Origin of the sequence: Rothia sp. HSID18067 (assembly GCF_003989445.1) — a bacterium.
Lineage (GTDB): Bacteria > Actinomycetota > Actinomycetes > Actinomycetales > Micrococcaceae > Rothia > Rothia aeria.
On record NZ_RBMF01000002.1, the window covers coordinates 581,760 to 599,108 of the forward strand.

At 58.7% G+C, this 17,349-nt stretch carries 16 protein-coding genes and 1 tRNA gene; 10 read left to right on the forward strand and 7 right to left on the reverse strand.

The window, feature by feature from the left end:
- Positions 1–23: 23 nt before the first annotated feature.
- Positions 24–530 carry an asparaginase domain-containing protein gene (locus tag D8M23_RS07525; protein ID WP_126854282.1) on the reverse strand — a complete coding sequence of 169 codons (507 nt, stop codon included), beginning with the start codon at positions 528–530 and terminating at the stop codon, positions 24–26.
- Between the two features lie 309 nt (positions 531–839).
- Positions 840–912: transfer RNA gene (locus tag D8M23_RS07530), tRNA-Lys, on the reverse strand.
- Positions 913–1,026: 114 nt separating this feature from the next.
- Here D8M23_RS07530 and D8M23_RS07535 point away from each other — a divergent pair.
- The 6 genes from D8M23_RS07535 to D8M23_RS07560 all read left to right on the forward strand — a co-directional run bounded on the left by D8M23_RS07535 (position 1,027) and on the right by D8M23_RS07560 (position 7,761).
- Positions 1,027–1,728 carry a histone acetyltransferase gene (locus D8M23_RS07535; RefSeq protein ID WP_126854283.1) on the forward strand — a complete coding sequence of 234 codons (702 nt, stop codon included), beginning with the start codon at positions 1,027–1,029 and terminating at the stop codon, positions 1,726–1,728.
- A 308-nt stretch (positions 1,729–2,036) separates the two neighbouring features.
- Positions 2,037–2,654 (forward strand): DUF47 domain-containing protein, encoded by a 618-nt coding sequence (locus D8M23_RS07540; RefSeq protein ID WP_006888432.1) that lies wholly within the window; start codon positions 2,037–2,039, stop codon positions 2,652–2,654.
- Between the two features lie 3 nt (positions 2,655–2,657).
- A complete protein-coding gene (locus D8M23_RS07545) occupies positions 2,658–3,689 on the forward strand; it encodes an inorganic phosphate transporter (RefSeq protein ID WP_126854284.1) in 1,032 nt (343 codons plus the stop codon).
- A 138-nt stretch (positions 3,690–3,827) separates the two neighbouring features.
- A complete protein-coding gene (locus D8M23_RS07550; RefSeq protein ID WP_126854285.1) occupies positions 3,828–4,823 on the forward strand; it encodes a glycosyltransferase family 2 protein in 996 nt (331 codons plus the stop codon).
- Between the two features lie 27 nt (positions 4,824–4,850).
- Positions 4,851–6,404, forward strand: a complete 1,554-nt coding sequence (locus tag D8M23_RS07555; RefSeq protein ID WP_126854286.1) for a polysaccharide pyruvyl transferase family protein — start codon at positions 4,851–4,853, stop codon at positions 6,402–6,404.
- An 88-nt stretch (positions 6,405–6,492) separates the two neighbouring features.
- Positions 6,493–7,761: an FUSC family protein gene (locus D8M23_RS07560; RefSeq protein WP_174234621.1), complete on the forward strand. Its 1,269-nt coding sequence runs from the start codon at positions 6,493–6,495 to the stop codon at positions 7,759–7,761.
- A gap of 39 nt (positions 7,762–7,800) precedes the next feature.
- Here D8M23_RS07560 and D8M23_RS07565 read toward each other — a convergent pair whose 3' ends face one another.
- Positions 7,801–8,448, reverse strand: a complete 648-nt coding sequence (locus tag D8M23_RS07565; RefSeq protein ID WP_126854287.1) for a TetR/AcrR family transcriptional regulator — start codon at positions 8,446–8,448, stop codon at positions 7,801–7,803.
- Between the two features lie 77 nt (positions 8,449–8,525).
- On the opposite strand from D8M23_RS07565, the gene D8M23_RS07570 reads away from it, so the two are divergent.
- A complete protein-coding gene (locus D8M23_RS07570; protein ID WP_126854288.1) occupies positions 8,526–9,938 on the forward strand; it encodes a DHA2 family efflux MFS transporter permease subunit in 1,413 nt (470 codons plus the stop codon).
- An 86-nt stretch (positions 9,939–10,024) separates the two neighbouring features.
- On the opposite strand, the gene radA is transcribed toward D8M23_RS07570, so the two are convergent.
- A complete protein-coding gene (gene radA, locus D8M23_RS07575; protein WP_126854289.1) occupies positions 10,025–11,452 on the reverse strand; it encodes a DNA repair protein RadA in 1,428 nt (475 codons plus the stop codon).
- 211 nt (positions 11,453–11,663) lie between these two features.
- On the opposite strand from radA, the gene disA reads away from it, so the two are divergent.
- A complete protein-coding gene (gene disA, locus D8M23_RS07580; RefSeq protein ID WP_126854290.1) occupies positions 11,664–12,737 on the forward strand; it encodes a DNA integrity scanning diadenylate cyclase DisA in 1,074 nt (357 codons plus the stop codon).
- 139 nt (positions 12,738–12,876) lie between these two features.
- Here the strand turns inward: disA and D8M23_RS07585 are convergent, their stop codons facing one another.
- Positions 12,877–13,569, reverse strand: a complete 693-nt coding sequence (locus D8M23_RS07585; protein WP_126854291.1) for a hypothetical protein — start codon at positions 13,567–13,569, stop codon at positions 12,877–12,879.
- Positions 13,570–13,659: 90 nt separating this feature from the next.
- Between D8M23_RS07585 and D8M23_RS07590 the strand changes: the two genes are divergently transcribed.
- A complete protein-coding gene (locus D8M23_RS07590) occupies positions 13,660–14,646 on the forward strand; it encodes an A/G-specific adenine glycosylase (protein WP_238693806.1) in 987 nt (328 codons plus the stop codon).
- Positions 14,647–14,803: 157 nt separating this feature from the next.
- Positions 14,804–15,571 carry an SDR family oxidoreductase gene (locus D8M23_RS07595; RefSeq protein WP_126854293.1) on the forward strand — a complete coding sequence of 256 codons (768 nt, stop codon included), beginning with the start codon at positions 14,804–14,806 and terminating at the stop codon, positions 15,569–15,571.
- 78 nt (positions 15,572–15,649) lie between these two features.
- Here D8M23_RS07595 and D8M23_RS07600 read toward each other — a convergent pair whose 3' ends face one another.
- Both D8M23_RS07600 and D8M23_RS07605 read right to left on the reverse strand, forming a co-directional pair.
- On the reverse strand, positions 15,650–16,636 hold the full coding sequence (locus tag D8M23_RS07600; RefSeq protein ID WP_202976129.1) for a quinone oxidoreductase family protein: 987 nt from the start codon (positions 16,634–16,636) through the stop codon (positions 15,650–15,652).
- 132 nt (positions 16,637–16,768) lie between these two features.
- Complete coding sequence (locus tag D8M23_RS07605; protein WP_126854294.1) at positions 16,769–17,266, reverse strand: MarR family winged helix-turn-helix transcriptional regulator; 498 nt, start codon at positions 17,264–17,266, stop codon at positions 16,769–16,771.
- Between the last annotated feature and the right edge of the window lie 83 nt (positions 17,267–17,349).

A 17,349-nucleotide genomic window follows, 5' to 3' on the forward strand; every position in this document is an offset into this window, starting at 1 on the left:
CGGTGCCTCATCGGTGCGGCGGTTTAACCCTCAAAAATTCCGCGGGCCCGGTCTTTGCGCACACTCGCGGCGGGAAAAATACGTCCGCTCATACTAATGTACACGCCGGGCGGCAGCAGGTTCACGGCAGACAGTGCCGCACCCAGGTTAAACCCGGCGTCCGAACGGGCCATAACGGCTGGCTGCATAGCCCCGGTAAGCACCACGGTTTTCTGTCCCACATCCGCATGCTCCGCAAGGTAACGGGCGGTTTCGCTCATCGTGTCGGTGCCGTGGGTAATAATCACCTGCTCATCACGAACCGCGTTGAGGGCGGCGGCAAGTTCCGCGCGGTCTGCATCCGTCATATCCAGGCTGTCTTTACCGATAAGCGGGCGGATCTCGAACTTAATATCAGTAATCACCCGATCCAGAAGGTTCTGGGCCGCCGGTGCACCAATATCGAGGGTACCCGCGACCGAATAAAACTTATCGATCGTGCCGCCAGTGGCCAGAATAGTCACTTTTTCGGGGTTTCTGATGCTGCTCACAAGGCTCTCCTGCCGGTGTGTCGAGTCGGGTAGGGCTGAAGCCATTATAAAGAACCCATCTGACGCTTACAGGCCAGCGAGCGCCCCGGTAATGCTCATAGCCTCAGCAACCGTTTGGGTAGAGGGCATGGTCTGTAGCTCAGTCACTGGTGAGGGCTTTTAAACGGTCACCTCCTGCTGATTGGGCTCTGGTGACGATACTACAGGTACAGGGAACCTCATACTTTGAACACGTAAGGCAAGAAAAAAGTCGCCCCTATCGGCTTCATACCGAAAGGGGCGACATACCAGATGTTCTCTGGTGAAGAGTGCGCCCTGTGGGGCTCGAACCCACGACCTGCGGATTAAAAGTCCGTAGCTCTACCAACTGAGCTAAAGGCGCTCCAGTACAACTATACACTACACACGGACGAACCCTAAACACGGCCTCGGGTGAGGTTTTCGGTCAGCGAAGACCCTGTTCGCACGGTGGCTGCGGCGTTAGACTGAGGAACCTATGGTTTCTTCAACGCCCCGCAGCTATCATCGGCCCGTATTGGCTTCTCACGAAATTTTTGAGCGGCAGGCCGGTGGTGAAAACCCTGCCGCCCAGCATGAGGCGGCGTACGCCTCGGCGCGCGTCTTACTGGCCTGTGGGCGCGCCAACACAGACCCGCAGGTGGCCCAACGCCTCGTGGACTTCACCGACGAGTACGGGCTTGAAACGTTAGCGCTCATGTGGGCCTCAGCCCCCGCCCAGTCCTTACCGGGGGCACTGTGGCGCATGTACTCGCTACGGGATGCGGTGCACCGTGACGCAACAGCGGTTAGCCGTGCCTTCGCTAAAGGGCTTGAGGACGACTACCGTTCACACGTGCTCGCGGGCGTGCCCGACCCGCCCAGCGCCTGGGAGGTAGTGGCCACAGCAGACAGTATCCTGGCGGGGGTGTACGAGGGTGAGGTTGATATAGCCCTGGAGCGTTTCGCCGCGTTCGCGCGGGTGGTGGCGCTCGGTTTACGAGCCGAGTACGCCGCAGGTGACATAGCCCGTGCCGCAGGAGTGCATGTACCGCTCGCCCCCAGCCATGAGGTGCGCCGCGAGGGCGTGAACCGCATGTTAAGCATCCCCGAACGGGTGCGCAGGCTGGGGCAAATCGCTGAAGATTTAGAAGCTGTGGCGCTGCTGTGGCGTCAACATGGGGGACTTGAAGGATTCTAATATTTTTCGGGTCGTGCACGCTGATTTTTCGGTGCTGGCAGCATAAAAAGGTAAGACTTCCCGATGCGCCGCAAACCGGTGTTGGGCATTGACAGGCCCCCGCACGGGCGGGATAATGATTACAAGATGTCGGGTTGCTAATAGGTAGCCCCGGGCTCCAAATCATTTGCCGCTTCGAGCGGCCTTCCGCCGAGAGGCGCTCCCAACCCGACATCCCATACGTATCGAAGAGGTCAGCGGATTCGTTGGCCTCTTCTTTTGCACCCACACCCAGCCGCCGAAGTTCACAACAGAGATAGAATCGGTATATGCTTCAACGCCTCTTCCCGCAAGAAAACAGTTCACTGCAGTCACTGGCGCAGATTTCGGCGCAGGTTGCAGGCGCGGCGGCGCTCCTTTCGGAAATGGTTGGCACCCCCACCAGCGACTACCCTGACCTATTCGAGCGGATGCTCGCCCACGAGGCCAGCTGCACCGAACTATTTTTTATGACCCTCACCTCTGTGCGCAGCTCGTTCGCCACCCCTTTACCGCGTGAAGACCTGTACACGCTCGCCCGTAAACTCACCAGTGCGGTGGAGGAGCTCACCAGTGCCGCGCACATCCTCTATCTACACCGTATTGACGGGTTCGCCACGCACAGCACCGCCATTCTCGACATTATTCAGCGGCAGGCGGTGCTCACCGAAGCGGTGATCCCTAAACTTATTGACGTCAGGGGGCTGGACACCTACTGGATGGACATGCTGCGCATATCCCGCCAAGCCGTGCGCACCGCCGAAGAGTACGACGCGCAGCTGGCCGCCCGCTACCCTATGGAACGGTACCGCCGCTACACCAAGTTCATTACGCGCCTCAGCGCCGCCGCGAACGCTATGCGCGACGTCTCAGCCGAAATTGGGCGCATTATTGTGCAGGAGTCCTAGCTCGTGCCTACCCTGCTGTATCTGCTGTGCGTGGCGGCGTTTTGTGCCGCGATTTTTGTCACCGGTGTGCATAATGCCTCGAATGCGATCGCGGTGCCGGTACGTACCCGTGCCATGACACCCGTGGCGGCGCTGGTGGTGAGTGCGCTCTTTAACGGCGCCGGGGTCATCCTCGCGTATATGCTGATAAAAGAATATGAGGCGTCGTGGCTTGTTGTCCCGGGAGGAACACCCACCCTCCTTGGTATCGTGTGCGCCCTAACCACCACAGCGGCGTGGGGCACTATCACTTGGGCGATGCGCATGCCCTCCTCCGCAACCCACGCGCTTATTGGTGCGCTCGCCGGGGTGGCCTGGTACGCCCACACCGACGGGTTTGAAAACTACGGGTTTGTGCACACCATCTTCACCACCGCCCTCGCCCCGCTACTGTTGCTGCCGCCGCTGACGTTCCTGCTCTCCTGGGTGCTCGTATTCCCGTTCTACCGGCTGGCATTACGCACCGCACCGCACCGGGTCAATAGTACCTCCCGCGAAGTTCTCGCCGTCTCAACTGCTGGCATCTCGCTATTACACGGGCTGCAGGTCGGCCAGCGCTACCTGCTGCTTCTGTTGCTTTCTGGGGTGCTCGCCCCGTTCACGTCCGCAGTCAGTTTCGATAAAGCCTCGGCAACTCTCATGATCGTATGCGCCGTCTTAGTAGCCGCCATTCTCGCGGCGGGTACCTTGACCGGCGGGTGGCGTATTGGGTATACCTTCACCCACCGTATGGTGCGCCTTGACCCGCTCCGCGGGGCTATCGCCCAGGGAACAACCGCAGCGGTGCTCGCGGCAGGGCAGTTCGTGCTGCAGCTGCCGTTCTCTTCCTCGCATTTGGCGGTCGCCTCGGCGCTCGGGGCGGGGGTGAACCAGCGGCACGCATCTGTCAGTGCCCGCGTGGTGCGGCAAATCCTGCTCACCTGGGTGATTACTTTTCCCGCCTGTTTCCTGCTGGCGGTGGCTCTGATGAGCGTCACCGGATTATTCTTCGAGTGAAAACCAGCGGATTTGCCGCCCAACCGACAGCTTTAAAACTGTGCGTAGCAAAAAGCCCGTACAATAATTAGGTACGCCTCAACCATGCCGTGCGCATGTGCGCCTTACGGCCTCACTTTCCGGGAGAATGGGAGAATAATGACGCCCACTGTCGCCATTATTGTGCGCACCAAAAACCGACCACAATTTCTGACCCGCGCCCTAGCCAATATTGCGGAGCAAACCTACCAGGGCTACGCCGTGTACGTGGTCAACGACGGCGGTGACAGGGCCGAGGCGGAACGCATTGTTACCGCAAGCCCGGTGGCCGATAAAACCACGCTACTGCACACCGACGGCATCGGCATGGAAGCTGCTTCCAACCTGGGGGTTCGTGAAAGCGAATCAACCTACGTGACCGTGCACGATGACGACGACTTGTGGGCCCCCAAATTTCTTAAACACACCGTCGCCGCCCTCGATTCAACCGGGGCGAATATGTGCACCGTGCGCATTGTTGAACGGTTCGAACGCGAAACCGACAACGGGTTCCAGGTGCTCAACGAACGTATCTTCCATGAGGGGCTGCCCGTTGTTGGGCTGCAGTTTTTATACCGCACCAACCGTGCTGTACCCATTGGCGTGATCTACCGCCGCGACCTGCACACCCGGCTCGGCGGCTACCGGGACGATCTGGCCGTGGTAGGCGACTGGGAATTTAATATGCGCGCCGCCGCAGAAGGCGAAATCATCACGATTGACGAACCGCTGGCGTACTGGTGCCAGCGCCCCGAAGCCACTGGCGCCGCCGCCAATAGTGTGAGCCGTGAAGCTGAGCACCGCTACTACGATTCGAAGGTGCGCGCCGAAGAGATCCGTAAGGATATTGCCTCCGGCTCCTCGGCTGGCCCTTACCTGTACCAGGCGCACCTGGCGAACGAACTAGACGGGCGTATTCTTGAAAACCACAACCTGCTCCGGGACGTGCTGGCAACATTAGGCCGTATCGAGACAACCCAGCGGGAACAGGGCGAACAGCTGAAACGTATTGAGGCTGCCCAGCGGGAGCAGAACGAGCGGCTGCTGCGGGTCGAGCGGGCCTTATCGTGGCGGGAACGGGCCGAACGCATCACCAAATATTTTAAGCGCGGTTAAAAACACCAACAATAAGGTAAGTGCATAATGACTAAGGTTCTGGTGGCTGGCGATATTGGCCAGCCGGTCTACCATGTGGGCGACGAAGCAATGACGGTAGCGTCCGCCACATTTTTTGCCGGACGCGGGGCACGCATCGTCCTGGCAACCCGCGATGAGGAGCATTCTCGTCAGCTCATTGGCGCTGGGGCGGCGGGTGAAGAGTACGAGTACCTGCCGTACCTGCTGTTTCCGTGGGCACCGGCGCAGCGGGAGCAGACCCTAGAGTTACTGGAAGAGTACCTGCGCAGCGGCGTAATGCCCACACTGCCCGAGTTCGCCCCGGATGCCACGAAAATACGGGCTTTCGTTGAGGGGGTCTGCGCGGTAGATGCTGTGGTGATCTCCGGCGGCGGCAACCTCAACTCGCGGTATGGGTGGCTGCTGTACGAGCGGGCGGCTATCGCCCTCGTCGCCGAATACCGCAAGATTCCGCTGTTTATTTCGGGCCAGTCGCTTGGGCCGGTACTTTCGAACACCGATGCCGAGGTGCTTGAACGTATGCTCCGCAGCGCGGTGGCGGTGGCGGTGCGTGAGCGCGGCTCATACGCCTGGTGCACCGAACGCGGCATTGAGGCCTTAGCTGGCGCCGACGACGCAACCGACTACACCCCGCACTCCCCCGAACTTACGCTGGAATACCCCGAGTCAGTGGCTGTGCCTGAGCTGCCCCAGCGGTACGTGTGCGTCACCATTAATGATGCTGACGACGAGCAGGCCCAGAACCTCGCGGAGCTACTGGAGTACACCTACCAGGAGCACGGCCTGAGCACCGTGTTCCTCAGCCACATGGGAAACCCCGCCCAGGCAGCCGTTGCGGGTGAGCGCGGGGACTATGAGGTGCATGCGCGCATCGCCGAACAGATGCACACCCCCGCGACCCTAGTACCAATCACGCACGCAGACGCCGCCGTGCGCATCCACCAGGGGGCTGCGCTAACGCTCACCAGCCGCTACCACCCGGCAGTTTTCGGCCTGGCAGTGGGGGTGCCCGTGGTGGCATTGGTACCGGATGCGTTCACCGAAATGCGGCTCACCGGTGTGATGAAACATTACGGTGTGGGTGAGTTCATCACCCCGCTGGAAATGCTCGGCACCGCCATCCCTTCCCTGCTGCTGGATGCGGCGGTGCAGCTGAATGACCCCGAGCTGGGGGCCACCTTCACCGAGCTGCAGGCACCGCGCCGGGCCGAGGTGCTGGGCGCTTTGGCCGAGTGGCGCCAGTACGTGTGGGAGCGTATTAGCGGCAACGACGAGGCACGCGAGCCGCAGAACCTGCCGAAGGTGCACCAAGTGGAGGCGCTGAACGAGCCGCTTCGCGGGGTGAACCGTGCGGCGCGGCGGCTGCTGAGGCGCACCTCTTTAGAGGCCGGAAATGAGTGGGCCTTATCAGATCGTATGCACTCGTGGGAGGACGCCCGCCGCCACGAGATTGAGGGGAAAGACCGCGAGATAGCCGGGCTGCGTGAGCGCGCTGAGGCTGCCGAGCGTAAGCTGGCTGAGTATCAGGGGTCTCTGCTGAAGCGTATCCTGCGCCGGTAGGTTAAGCCCGGCCGAGGGCGGGTGCAGAATGAGACACCCACCCCCTTGTGGGCCTGTACAGCAGGCCGCACGCCGGTACACTAAACATATGGCCGGCATGTATACCTCAGCGAGAAAGCACACCCGCAGCTATTTGAGTGAGGGTGCCCGCCGTGTGCGCACGGGGTTTTTTCAGTCCCTGCAGATTACGATTTCGGGGATTGGTGCGTACTTTTTCTCGTTCTATGTGCTGGGGCATCAGGAACCCATTTTCGCTGCGACAGCCGCCATTGTGTCCCTGGGGTATGTGAGCGGATCCACCCATTCCCGCCGTATTTTGGAGGTGTCGCTGGGGGTCACGTGCGGCATTCTGGTGGGCGAACTGCTGCTGATGGCGTTGGGTCGCGGGCCGTGGCAGGCGGCGGTGGCGCTGTTCCTGTCGGTGCTTCTGGCCCGCTTTATTGATAACGGCATTATTTTTACGATTCAGATGAGCGCCCAGTCGTGCCTGGTGATTCTGCTGCCGCCAACCTCCGATCTGCCGTTTACCCGCAGCCTGGATGGCGTGGTGGGCGGCGTGGCGGCGTTTCTGATGATGTTCCTCATGCCCAAGGACCCCCGCAATAGCCCCCGGGAGCGTGCCGAAGCGCTCATGGACGCGTTTTCTGACGTGTTTTTTCTGTCTGCAAGCGCGATCCGCGAGTATAACTACGAGAAGGCGTACCAGAGTTTACGGGACGCCCGCCAGCTGCAGCCGCTCTACGATGCGTGCCGCAACGACCTGGTGACGGCGCGCGGCATGGCTCAGCTCTCATGGGTGGGCAAGAAGAGCCGGGCTGAACTTGACCGGCTGGCGCAGACCCTCAACGCCGTTGATTTAGCGATCCGTAACGACCGCGTGTTTAACCGACGTATGGCCTCAACGATTGCGCACGTGCAGCTGCGCCCAGCCGCCCTGGAGTCGTTAGCGGCGGCCTTGGAGTCGCTGGCGCTTGCCACGCAGAGCGTGGGGTTGGGCATGTATTCGGGTACCGAGCAGGATCGGGCGCATTATATGCAGGTTGCGCGTGAACGTCTGGTGGATCTTGCCGGCACCTTGGAGCCGAGGCAGATGGGTGTGGCCTCATTTGAGGGTGAGTCGCTGGTGCTCATGCTGCGCTTGATGACGGTGGATATGCTTGAAGCCACCGGCCTGGGGCACGAGCAGGCATCTGCGGCACTGGTGAAGCTGGGTGAAGCCGTCACGGAGCACGCACCGCGCACCTCCGAAATTCCAATTGTGCAGGCTAATAGCAACCAGGATGAGCAGGAAGATTTGCGGAGCCGCACGATCAACATCATCTTGCATGACCAGGAGCTTGAGAAGCACCCCGAGTAGCCTCACCGGAAGACAATCAGGCGGCGGCTGCGCGCATCGTTAGGATGATGTGCGTCCCCGTGCCGCAGGAGGCAGCGGCTCATACCCAGAAATCAGATCCGCTACGGTCTGAGCTTCTTCCTGCGTGAATATGCACTCCAAAAGTTCTTGTACATCAGGGGCGGCTTCCATAACATCGGTTAAGCGCATCCCCAAAACCGTGTTAATGAGCATACCTTTCGCCAAAAACTTTTCGGCTTCTTTAGGGCTCATCCCTATCTCGTGGTGCAGTACTCGGTAAATACGCATAAATTCGTCGCGGGCGAGCCGACCAAACCGCTCATGATGCCCCATCGTGAAGACATGCATCATGGTCAGCAGAATTCCCCGGTCAGCTACAAGTTTTACGTAGGCATGCCCCATCTCTCTTATGAGTTCCTGGGGGCTTTCCACATCTTGAGCGGCTGTACGAAATATTTCAATGGTTTTATCAACAGCACGGCTGGCTGTTTCTGCGAAAAGGTTTTCTTTAGAGCCGAAGGTGCGCACAATATACGCCTGGCTCACTCCAGCTGCTTTGGCAACGGCATCTGTGGTAGCTCCGGCGTAGCCGCGCTCACCAAAAACAATACTGGCGGCGTTTAGCATCTGTTCACGGCGCTCGGCGGCGGGGAGACGTTGCCCAGGTGCAGGTTTTTTCTCGGCCATATTGACATGTTATCACCCGATAACCTAGCTTTAAGTAATCAATTGATTACTTAAAGCTAGACGAAACGGACCTTCCCATGCAACAGACTCAACAGGCAGAAAAAACCCGTACTCACCCTGCCTGGCTCATCATCATCTCGCTGTCCATTCCCATGTTCATGGCTTCCCTCGATAACCTCGTCGTCACCAATGCCCTCCCGGTTATTCGAACAAATCTGGGTGCCACGCTGGAAGAACTCACGTGGACGGTAAACGCCTACACCCTGACCTTTGCATCCTGCATTCTCATGTCCTCGGCACTGGCCGACCGGTTTGGACGCCGTCGTGTCTTCCTACTGGGGATCTTTGTATTTACTGCTTCCTCTGCGTGGTGCGGTATCAGCGATAATATTGGCACCCTCATCACGGCCCGTACTCTTCAAGGAATCGGCGGCTCTGCCGTTATGCCACTTTCCCTTGTATTGCTGAGTACATCCGTACCCGAGCGGATGCGTGCCACTGCTATTGGAATTTGGGGAGGAGTCGCTGGACTTGGTGTAGCGCTCGGTCCCCTTATCGGTGGTGCTGTGGTTGAGGGCATGACCTGGCACGCAATTTTCTGGATTAACGTACCGTTCGGGCTGCTCTGCATTCCCCTGGTATGGACCACAATCCCAGAGTCCCGAGGCCGCCCCGAGCCACTCGATTTCCCTGGGCTGGCCCTCGTGGGGATAGGACTGTTCGGCATAACTTACGGCATCGTGCGCGGCAATGATGCCGGATGGACTAGCCTGGAAGTCCTCACCGCTCTGATTGGTGGAGTATTCGTCCTAGTCTTTTTCATCTGGTGGGAATCACGCGCCGCCACGCCTCTGCTTCCACTGCGTCTTTTTAGTAACCGCAGTTTTAGTATGGCGAATATTGTAGGGTTCCTCTTTTTCTTCGGCACCTTTGGGGTTACTTTTATCTTGCTTCAGTTCTTGCAGGTGGTCCAAGGGGCAAGCCCGCTCGAAGCCGGGCTGATGACCATGCCATGGACTCTCGCACCCCTGATTGTTTCACCGCTTGCAGGACTGCTGACATCCAGGGTCGGTACCCGCCCAGTGATTGTGGTTGGCATGGCACTCATGAGTATTGGGCTGCTCTGGATCGGTGCAATCCTTGATCCCGGTGTTGAATATATCTACTCTGTACCTCTCTATATGGCCGCCGGGGTGGGTATGGGCATGGTTTTTGCCCCTATCGCCACCGCAACCCTGCAAGGTATGGCGCCTGAAGACAGGGCAACCGCCTCGGGGACTAATATGACCATACGGCAGGTAGGAATCGCGCTGGGGGTCGCCACTCTCACCGCAATTTTTACGGCCCTTGACGGCACCCTTACGCCCACAGGGTTTACGGATGCGGCTTCTCCAGCCATTTTGACCGGTGCGGCAGCACTGGTACTGGGCACTTTCGCTGCCTTCTTCTTCCCCAAACATGAGCATGCGGAAGAGAAAGTGCAGAGCTAACCTCCTAGCCTGCGCAAGCAGATAGCAATCCGTTATCTGCTCGCCGAAAATACTCTGCTCACGGTTCGCATCACGATGTGCGGCAGTTATTTATCCTGCGGGAAGAGCAAGTTCAGCGCCTCGCCCAAGGTGGCAACCTCGCGCACGGTCACCCCATCGGGCACCTGCCCCACGCCCGTTGGGGATGCGGGCACCAGCACATGCGTGAACCCCAGCCTGCCGACCTCGGCAATACGCTGACGAATACCCGGCACGGCACGCACCTCCCCGGCCAGGCCGACCTCGCCAAACACCGCGAGTTTACGCGGCAGAGGCTTATTCTGCGCGGCCGATGCCAGCGCCATCACGCACGCCAGATCGGCGGCGGGCTCAGAGATTTTGGCGCCTCCCACCGTGGAAACATAGCAGTCGAGTTTGCCCACGTTCAGCCCGGCACGGCGCTGCAAAACCGCCAAAAGCATCTGGATGCGCGCCGAGTCCAGCCCCGCCACCGTGCGCCTGGGCGCGGGTGCCACCGCTTGATCCAAGAGGGCCTGGACTTCGGCAAGGAGCGGGCGGCGCCCCTCCATTGTCACGGTCACGCAGGTTCCCGCCACCGGATGCGGCGTGCGCGAAACGAACATGCCGGACGGGTCGAGCACGGGCGCGATCCCGTCCTCGTGCATATCGAAGCAGCCGACCTCGTCGGTGGGTCCGTACCGGTTTTTGATAGCGCGCAGCATACGAATATTGGAGTGTTTATCGCCCTCGAACTGACACACCACATCGACCAGGTGTTCCAGCAGTCGCGGACCGGCGATCGTGCCTTCTTTGGTCACATGCCCCACCAGCAGGGTGCACATATTGCGTGCTTTCGCGGCGGCAATCAGCGATGCGGCAACCTCGCGCACCTGCGTCACACCCCCGGCGCTGCCCTCGACGTCTGCGGAGGCAAGGGTCTGCACCGAGTCGATCACCAGCATCGCCGGGTCTACCTGCTCAATATGCGCCAGCGCGGTTCCCAGGTCGGTTTCGCTCGTTAAGTACAGGGTGTCGGCAACGGCGTGGATGCGGTCCGCACGCAGCTTAACCTGCGCGGCGGATTCCTCACCGGTCACATACAGCACGTCACGGGTTTTCGCACGGGCACGCTCAGCGGCGGGGGTTCGCGGGGTGTATCCGCGCGCGAAGGTGGCGGCAACATCCAGCAGCAGGGTAGATTTGCCCACGCCGGGTTCGCCCGCCATCAGAATCACAGCACCGGGCACCAGTCCCCCGCCGAGCACCCGGTCGAATTCGGGATTGCCGGTGCTCATATAGGCGGCGACTGTCGAGTCTACTTCGCCGATCGCCTGCGCCGGTTTCTGCACGCTGGATGCGGTACGGGTGCGCGCCACGGTGCCCCCGGCGGCTTCCTCAACAGACCCCCAGGTTTGGCATTCCCCGCATCGGCCCACCCATTTGGCGGTGGTCCAGCCGCATTCGGTACAGCGGTAGGCGGGGGTTCCTTTAGTGGTTTTTGTGCGTGCAGCCATGGTTTTTATTGTACGGGCGACCCTGACGGTTTAAGACCTGCAGCTGCCCATAAGGCACCATACCGATGATGCACCCCGGTCAGGGCGTGCGCTGGCGGCAAACCGCCGCTTAAAACAGAACGAACACTCTTTATTTATGCATTTTTCCGTGTAACTACGCGCCCCCTGCGCTCAACCCTCAAAGGCGAAATAACACTATAAACAGGCTACAATGGAGCACGTGCAAACAGACTATAGCGAACTCCTTCTCAAAACGATCGCTCGCATCGCCCCCGGCACCGAACTGCGGGAGGGGCTGGAGCGCATCCTGCGCGGACGTACCGGCGCACTCATTGTGCTCGGTTCAGACCGCACCGTTGCCGCGCTCTCTTCCGGCGGGTTCGATATTGGTACGGAATTCTCGGCCACCCGTTTGCGCGAACTTGCCAAAATGGATGGCGCTATTATCTGCGATAGGGATGCCACCCGGCTCCTCAAAGCCGCTGTGCAGCTCATGCCTGATCCGTTCATTGAGACGAATGAATCCGGTACCCGCCACCGCACCGCCGAGCGTATCGCTATCCAGACTGGTTTTCCGGTGATTTCGGTCAGTGCCTCTATGTCTGTGATTTCGGTGTATGTGGATGGTACCCGCTACACGGTGCAGGACACCCAGTACCTCATGAGCCGCGCCAACCAGGCCATCCAGACTCTTGAAAGCTACAAGAAACGTCTGCGTAAAGTGCTGGGGACGCTCTCGACTCTAGAAATTGAGTCGCACGTGACCCTGGGGGATGTGGCCGCCACCCTTCAGCGCATGGAGATGGTGCGTCGTATTATTTCCGAGGTTAGCCACTATGTGCTTGAGCTGGGTGTGCATGGCCGCCTGGTGGCGCTTCAGCTTGAGGAACTGCGCAGCCCCGACATGCCCGGCAGCGAGATTATTCTCTTCGACTACCTGCCGAACCCCAACCCGAGGAATATTGGGGATGCTGTTGAGGCTCTGGAGAACCTGGACGATATGAACATTGTCGATTTGAAGGTTATTGCGCAGGTGGTCGGCTTTGAGGGGCATGATTTAGACACTCCGCTTCAGCCGCGCGGATACCGCCTGCTGGATGGTATTCAAAGCATCCCGCATATTATCTCTTCGCGCTTGGTGGAACGTTTCGGTACTTTGCAGGCGCTTATGGCGGCCACCCTTGAGGATTTGCGGGCCGTGGAGGGGGTCGGCGGCAACCGCGCCCGCACCCTGCGTGAGTCGCTCTCCCGCATGGCTGAGAGCACCCTCGAAAAGTACCTGTAAACCGCACACTAGCCCGTGCAGAGCGTTTCTGAAGGCGGCTTTACGTACGGGAAACTACCGGCCTCACCCTGGCCGGGAGGGAGTGCGTTTAGAAGCCCCCTCCCTCAGGGCAGCACCGCGGATGCCGCAATAGTTACTATCAGGCGAGGGTAAAGTTTACCGCCTGTGAGGCAACACCGTTCACGCTTGCAACCACCGAATAAGTGCCTTTCTCGGCGTCTTTCGTTTTTTCGCACCCTGACGCATTGGATTTGCGGTCCCAGGCTATCTCACCGGTGGCTTCTTTCCCCGGCTCAAGCTCAGCTTTTTTCAACGGCGCAGGGGCGCACTTGTTCTTTGAGTAGGTTTGTACCGCACCAGAGGTAATGTTCAGCTCTATGCCGTTTTCTGCTTTATCTCCGCCGATGGCGCAGGGGGTTTTAGAGGTGTTGGTGTAGGTGACGGTAAAGGAAGGCGCTTCCCCCGCAGCATACTGCTTTTTGGAGGGGGCCACGGTCACTTTAAGGTTCTGTGCGGAGCAGGCAGCTACAGCAGCCGAGGTGGTGGATGCGCTCGGGCCGGGGCTTTTACTGGGGTCGGCTGCTTGTGAGGGGTTGGCGCTTGCCGAGCCGGTGGGTGAGGCGGTCACGTCGGCTCGGGCGGTGAAGTTTTGGAATGCCTCTGCTGTTGCTGTAGCACTGGGGACTGCTTCACTCGTATTACGGTTTTGAATGGTATTAACAGCCCAAGTAATACCTACTATAAGAAGTATCAAAATAATAATTGCCGCAACTGCCGCAATAATGCGTCGACGGCGATATACTTCAGGGGGCAAATCCATATCTTCTGACATACATATAAGAATACAGCGTTTTATTCCTTAACGAGAATTATGCATATATATTATTTTTGGAATATATTGCGGGTGTTTTACTCTATATCAATGACCTCTTCACCACGCATTCCCAACCCAAGGGCAGTTTCTACAGCACCCCATGTATCTTTTGCGCAGATAGAGCAGCTGCACCAGCTGGTGGGTGACTGGTTTATTGCCAATGCTCGCGATCTGCCGTGGCGCCGCGCAGATTGTTCCGCGTGGGGTGTGATGGTGAGTGAGTTTATGCTTCAGCAGACCCCGGTTAAACGTGTTCTTCCAGTGTGGGAAGAATGGATGCGCCGCTGGCCGACCCCCAAAGACTTAGCGGCTGAAGAGTCCGCTGAGGCGGTACGTGCTTGGGGCAGGTTGGGGTATCCACGTCGGGCGCAGCGCCTTCATGCGGCGGCGCAGGCTATTGTGTTAGAGCATCATGGTGATGTTCCCGGTACTTATGAGCAGCTGCTGGCCTTACCAGGGGTTGGCTCTTACACTGCAGCAGCGATTACTTCCTTCGCATTTGGGCGGCGCGCAACTGTAATAGATACAAATATTCGCAGGGTACACGCGCGTGCCATCAGCGGCAAAGGGTTGCCACACAAGTCGCTTAATGCGGCTGAAACTCGCCTCGCCGAGGCGCTAATGCCCACCGATGAGCAGGCTAGCTGCCTATGGAATGCCGCCACAATGGAGCTTGGGGCGCTGGTGTGCACCGCAAAATCTCCAACCTGCAATATATGCCCAATTAGGCATTTATGTGCCTGGGTTGCCGCTGGTAAACCAGAAGCTGAGTACACCCCTCGGGGTCAAAGCTGGCATGGCACAGACCGGCAGTTACGCGGGGCAATGATGGCGGTTCTTCGAGAGGCCCACCACCCCATCCCTAAGGAACTTATTACCAACTTCTCCCCCGATATTGTGGCACCCAAAAACTTGTTGGCAGTGGTGAAGTCGCTGCGTACGCTAGGCTCTTCTCAAGAGCAGATCCAACGCTGCTATGAGGGGCTGCTTGCTGACGGTCTGGCGAGTGAAAAAGATGATTTAGTTTCACTATAACGCGTAATTATTTAGACATATTTTATGCTTTTATAACAATTTAGTATATAAATTTTTTAAATACTTTATTCAGAAACCTATTGTTTCCGCTTCCAACTTTTGAAAGAATAGAAAATACGTATTTGAAATACCAACTATTCACTCAAGAGGGATACTCATGAAAATAGCAGTTGCAGGGGCAACCGGAACCATTGGCACGAAAATTTGCACCGAACTTGAGAAGCGAGGGCACCAGGTGGTGCCATTGAGCCGCTCCACCGGGGTAGATGCCTCAGTGATTGAGAGCCTCACCCCTGCACTCGCTGGGGTGGATGTGGTGATTGATGCCTTGAACCACACGGTCATGAATCGCCGCAAGGCCGAGGAACTCTTTAAGCTCACCGCCAGCAATATTGCGCAGGCAGCGGCAGAGAACCAGGTGAAGCGCATTGTGTGCATTTCGATTGCCGGTGTGCAGGATGCGGCAGTATGCCGCGGATACGGCTACTACAGCGGCAAGGCCGTGCAGGAAAACACTTATAAGGCCTCACCGGTGGAAACTGTGATTATTCACTCCGCGCAGTGGTTTGAGGTTCTGCCCACCCTCGTAAAGCAGGTCACTTTTGGGCCCGTATCGGTGCTGCCCACTATGAAGATGTCGCCATTACCGGCTGCGCCGGTGGCTCAGTTAGCCTGCGATATTGCTGAGGGGCAGATGAATATCCCCGATTCAGGCGTTATTTCGATTCGCGGTGTCGAAGAAGGGACGGCAGCCGAGTTTGTGAAGCGTATCCTCGCGGCGCGCGGTGAAATCGGCGGCAAACACCCCAAGCTGGTGTGGCAGCTGCCATACTTTGGTTCGGCTATCGCTAAGGGCGGGTTAATCCCTGACCCAGCAGACCGTACCGACCCCACCACACTCAATGACTGGCTAGCCACTGAATAAGCCCCATCTATCACCCGGCTTTCCCTCCCTCCCAGCTGATTTAAGGCCGGGAGGGAGGGTATCACTATTAGCGCGTCACTATAGCGCTTCGTGTTTAAGGACGGTTTTACCGACGGTGCTTCCGGCCCGCAGCCTCGCCAGGACGCTGGGGGCCTGGGTAATAGGCACGACCTCCGTCACCTGCACCTTCACTTCCCCATCGGCGACCAGCTGCAGCGCACGCCGGAGGTATGTTCCCACAAGCTCAGGCTGTGCTGCCGTTAAAGCCCCTAGATTGAATCCCATGACGCTTTTACCGCCAAGCCACAGGTCATTGCTGCTTATGAGCTGATCCCCCGCCTGAGCAGCGTCGCCCACTACAAGCAGGCGACCACCTACACGGAGCAGGTCCACGCACCGAGCGCGTGTTGGGCCGCCCACCGGGTCGACAATAATATCGAATTGGTCGGGCTCTTGCTCTGCTAGATCATCGCGTAAGATTACTTCGTCATACCCCAGTTCTAATGCCGCGTGCCGCTTCTGTTCAGAACCAACAACGCCCACCACGCGGGAGGCGCCCAGATACCGCGCCACCTGCCCAAGCTGAGACCCAAGGCCACCTGCGGCGGCCTGAACCAGCACGCTCTGCCCCGACTGTACTTGAGCCAGCCGTTCCAGGGCTATAAGCGCAGCCGTAGTGTTTGCGGGTACAGCGGCTGCGGTGGCAACATCTAGCCCCTCTGGTATTGGGGCGACCAGGTGAGCGTTAGTGACCGCGATCTGCCCGTACCCTCCGCTGTCAGTGACCGTAAAGGCGGCAACAGGAGTGCCAATCTCAAGGCCGTCGTGCTCCGTGACCCCTTCGCCATGGGCTCGAACCGTGCCGGATGCCTCAAGCCCCGGCACCCAGGGCACAGGGATAGTCGGTACGAATCCGCCTGCAAACAGTGCTTCCACGTAGCTAGCACCTGCATAGTGAACGTTAATAGCGATCTGTCCGGCAGCCGGGGTTGGGTCGGACGTTTCACCGTATTCTAAGGTGCCAAGGGGCCCGTCGTAGCTGGTAATCTGGACAGCCTTCATCATCATACTCCTTAATTATAGTCGCACACTGAACTATAACAGACATCTGCTATTAAGGGTAGTGTTGTTCCTGGGCCTCAGGCAGCGGATTATTTGCGGGCGCCTATAAACACCCGCACGTCAACGGGGCAGAACCTACCCCTCAAGCACCTCAACGAGTCGGCCCAGCAAATCGCGTAATTGTTCCTGCTCCTGCGGGGTGAATTCACTGCTCATAAGGTCCTCAACGGCACGCGCCTTCTCATCAGCCTTCAGCCCCAGCTCCTCCCCCGCCGGGGTTAGGGTCACCACATTCACGCGACTATGGATTTCTGAAGGCACGCGGGTAATCAGTTTTTTTGCCTCCAGACGCGCAAGAACAGTAGCCATCGTCTGCGGGGTCACCGCCGCAGCGCGTGCCAGCTGCGCCGCTGACTGCCCGGGAGCATAGTAGAGCGAAAGCATGGCGGCATACTGTGCGACGCTCAGATCGTACTCCCGCAAAGCTTTAGATTTTGCCACCATCATCGCCTGCTCGGCGCGTTTAATGGAAAACCCCAGCCGCGCCTGAACCTCGGCACGGTAGGCGTCCTGCCCCCGTTCCGGTCGCGAACGAGACAATGAAGACTGAGTTTTTTTCGATGATGCGGGCATGTACTAAGCATACTATCCCTCCGCCGTATCCCGCCCGACACCAGCGCACCCCTTCCAGACAAACATGCAGGGCACAGGCATAA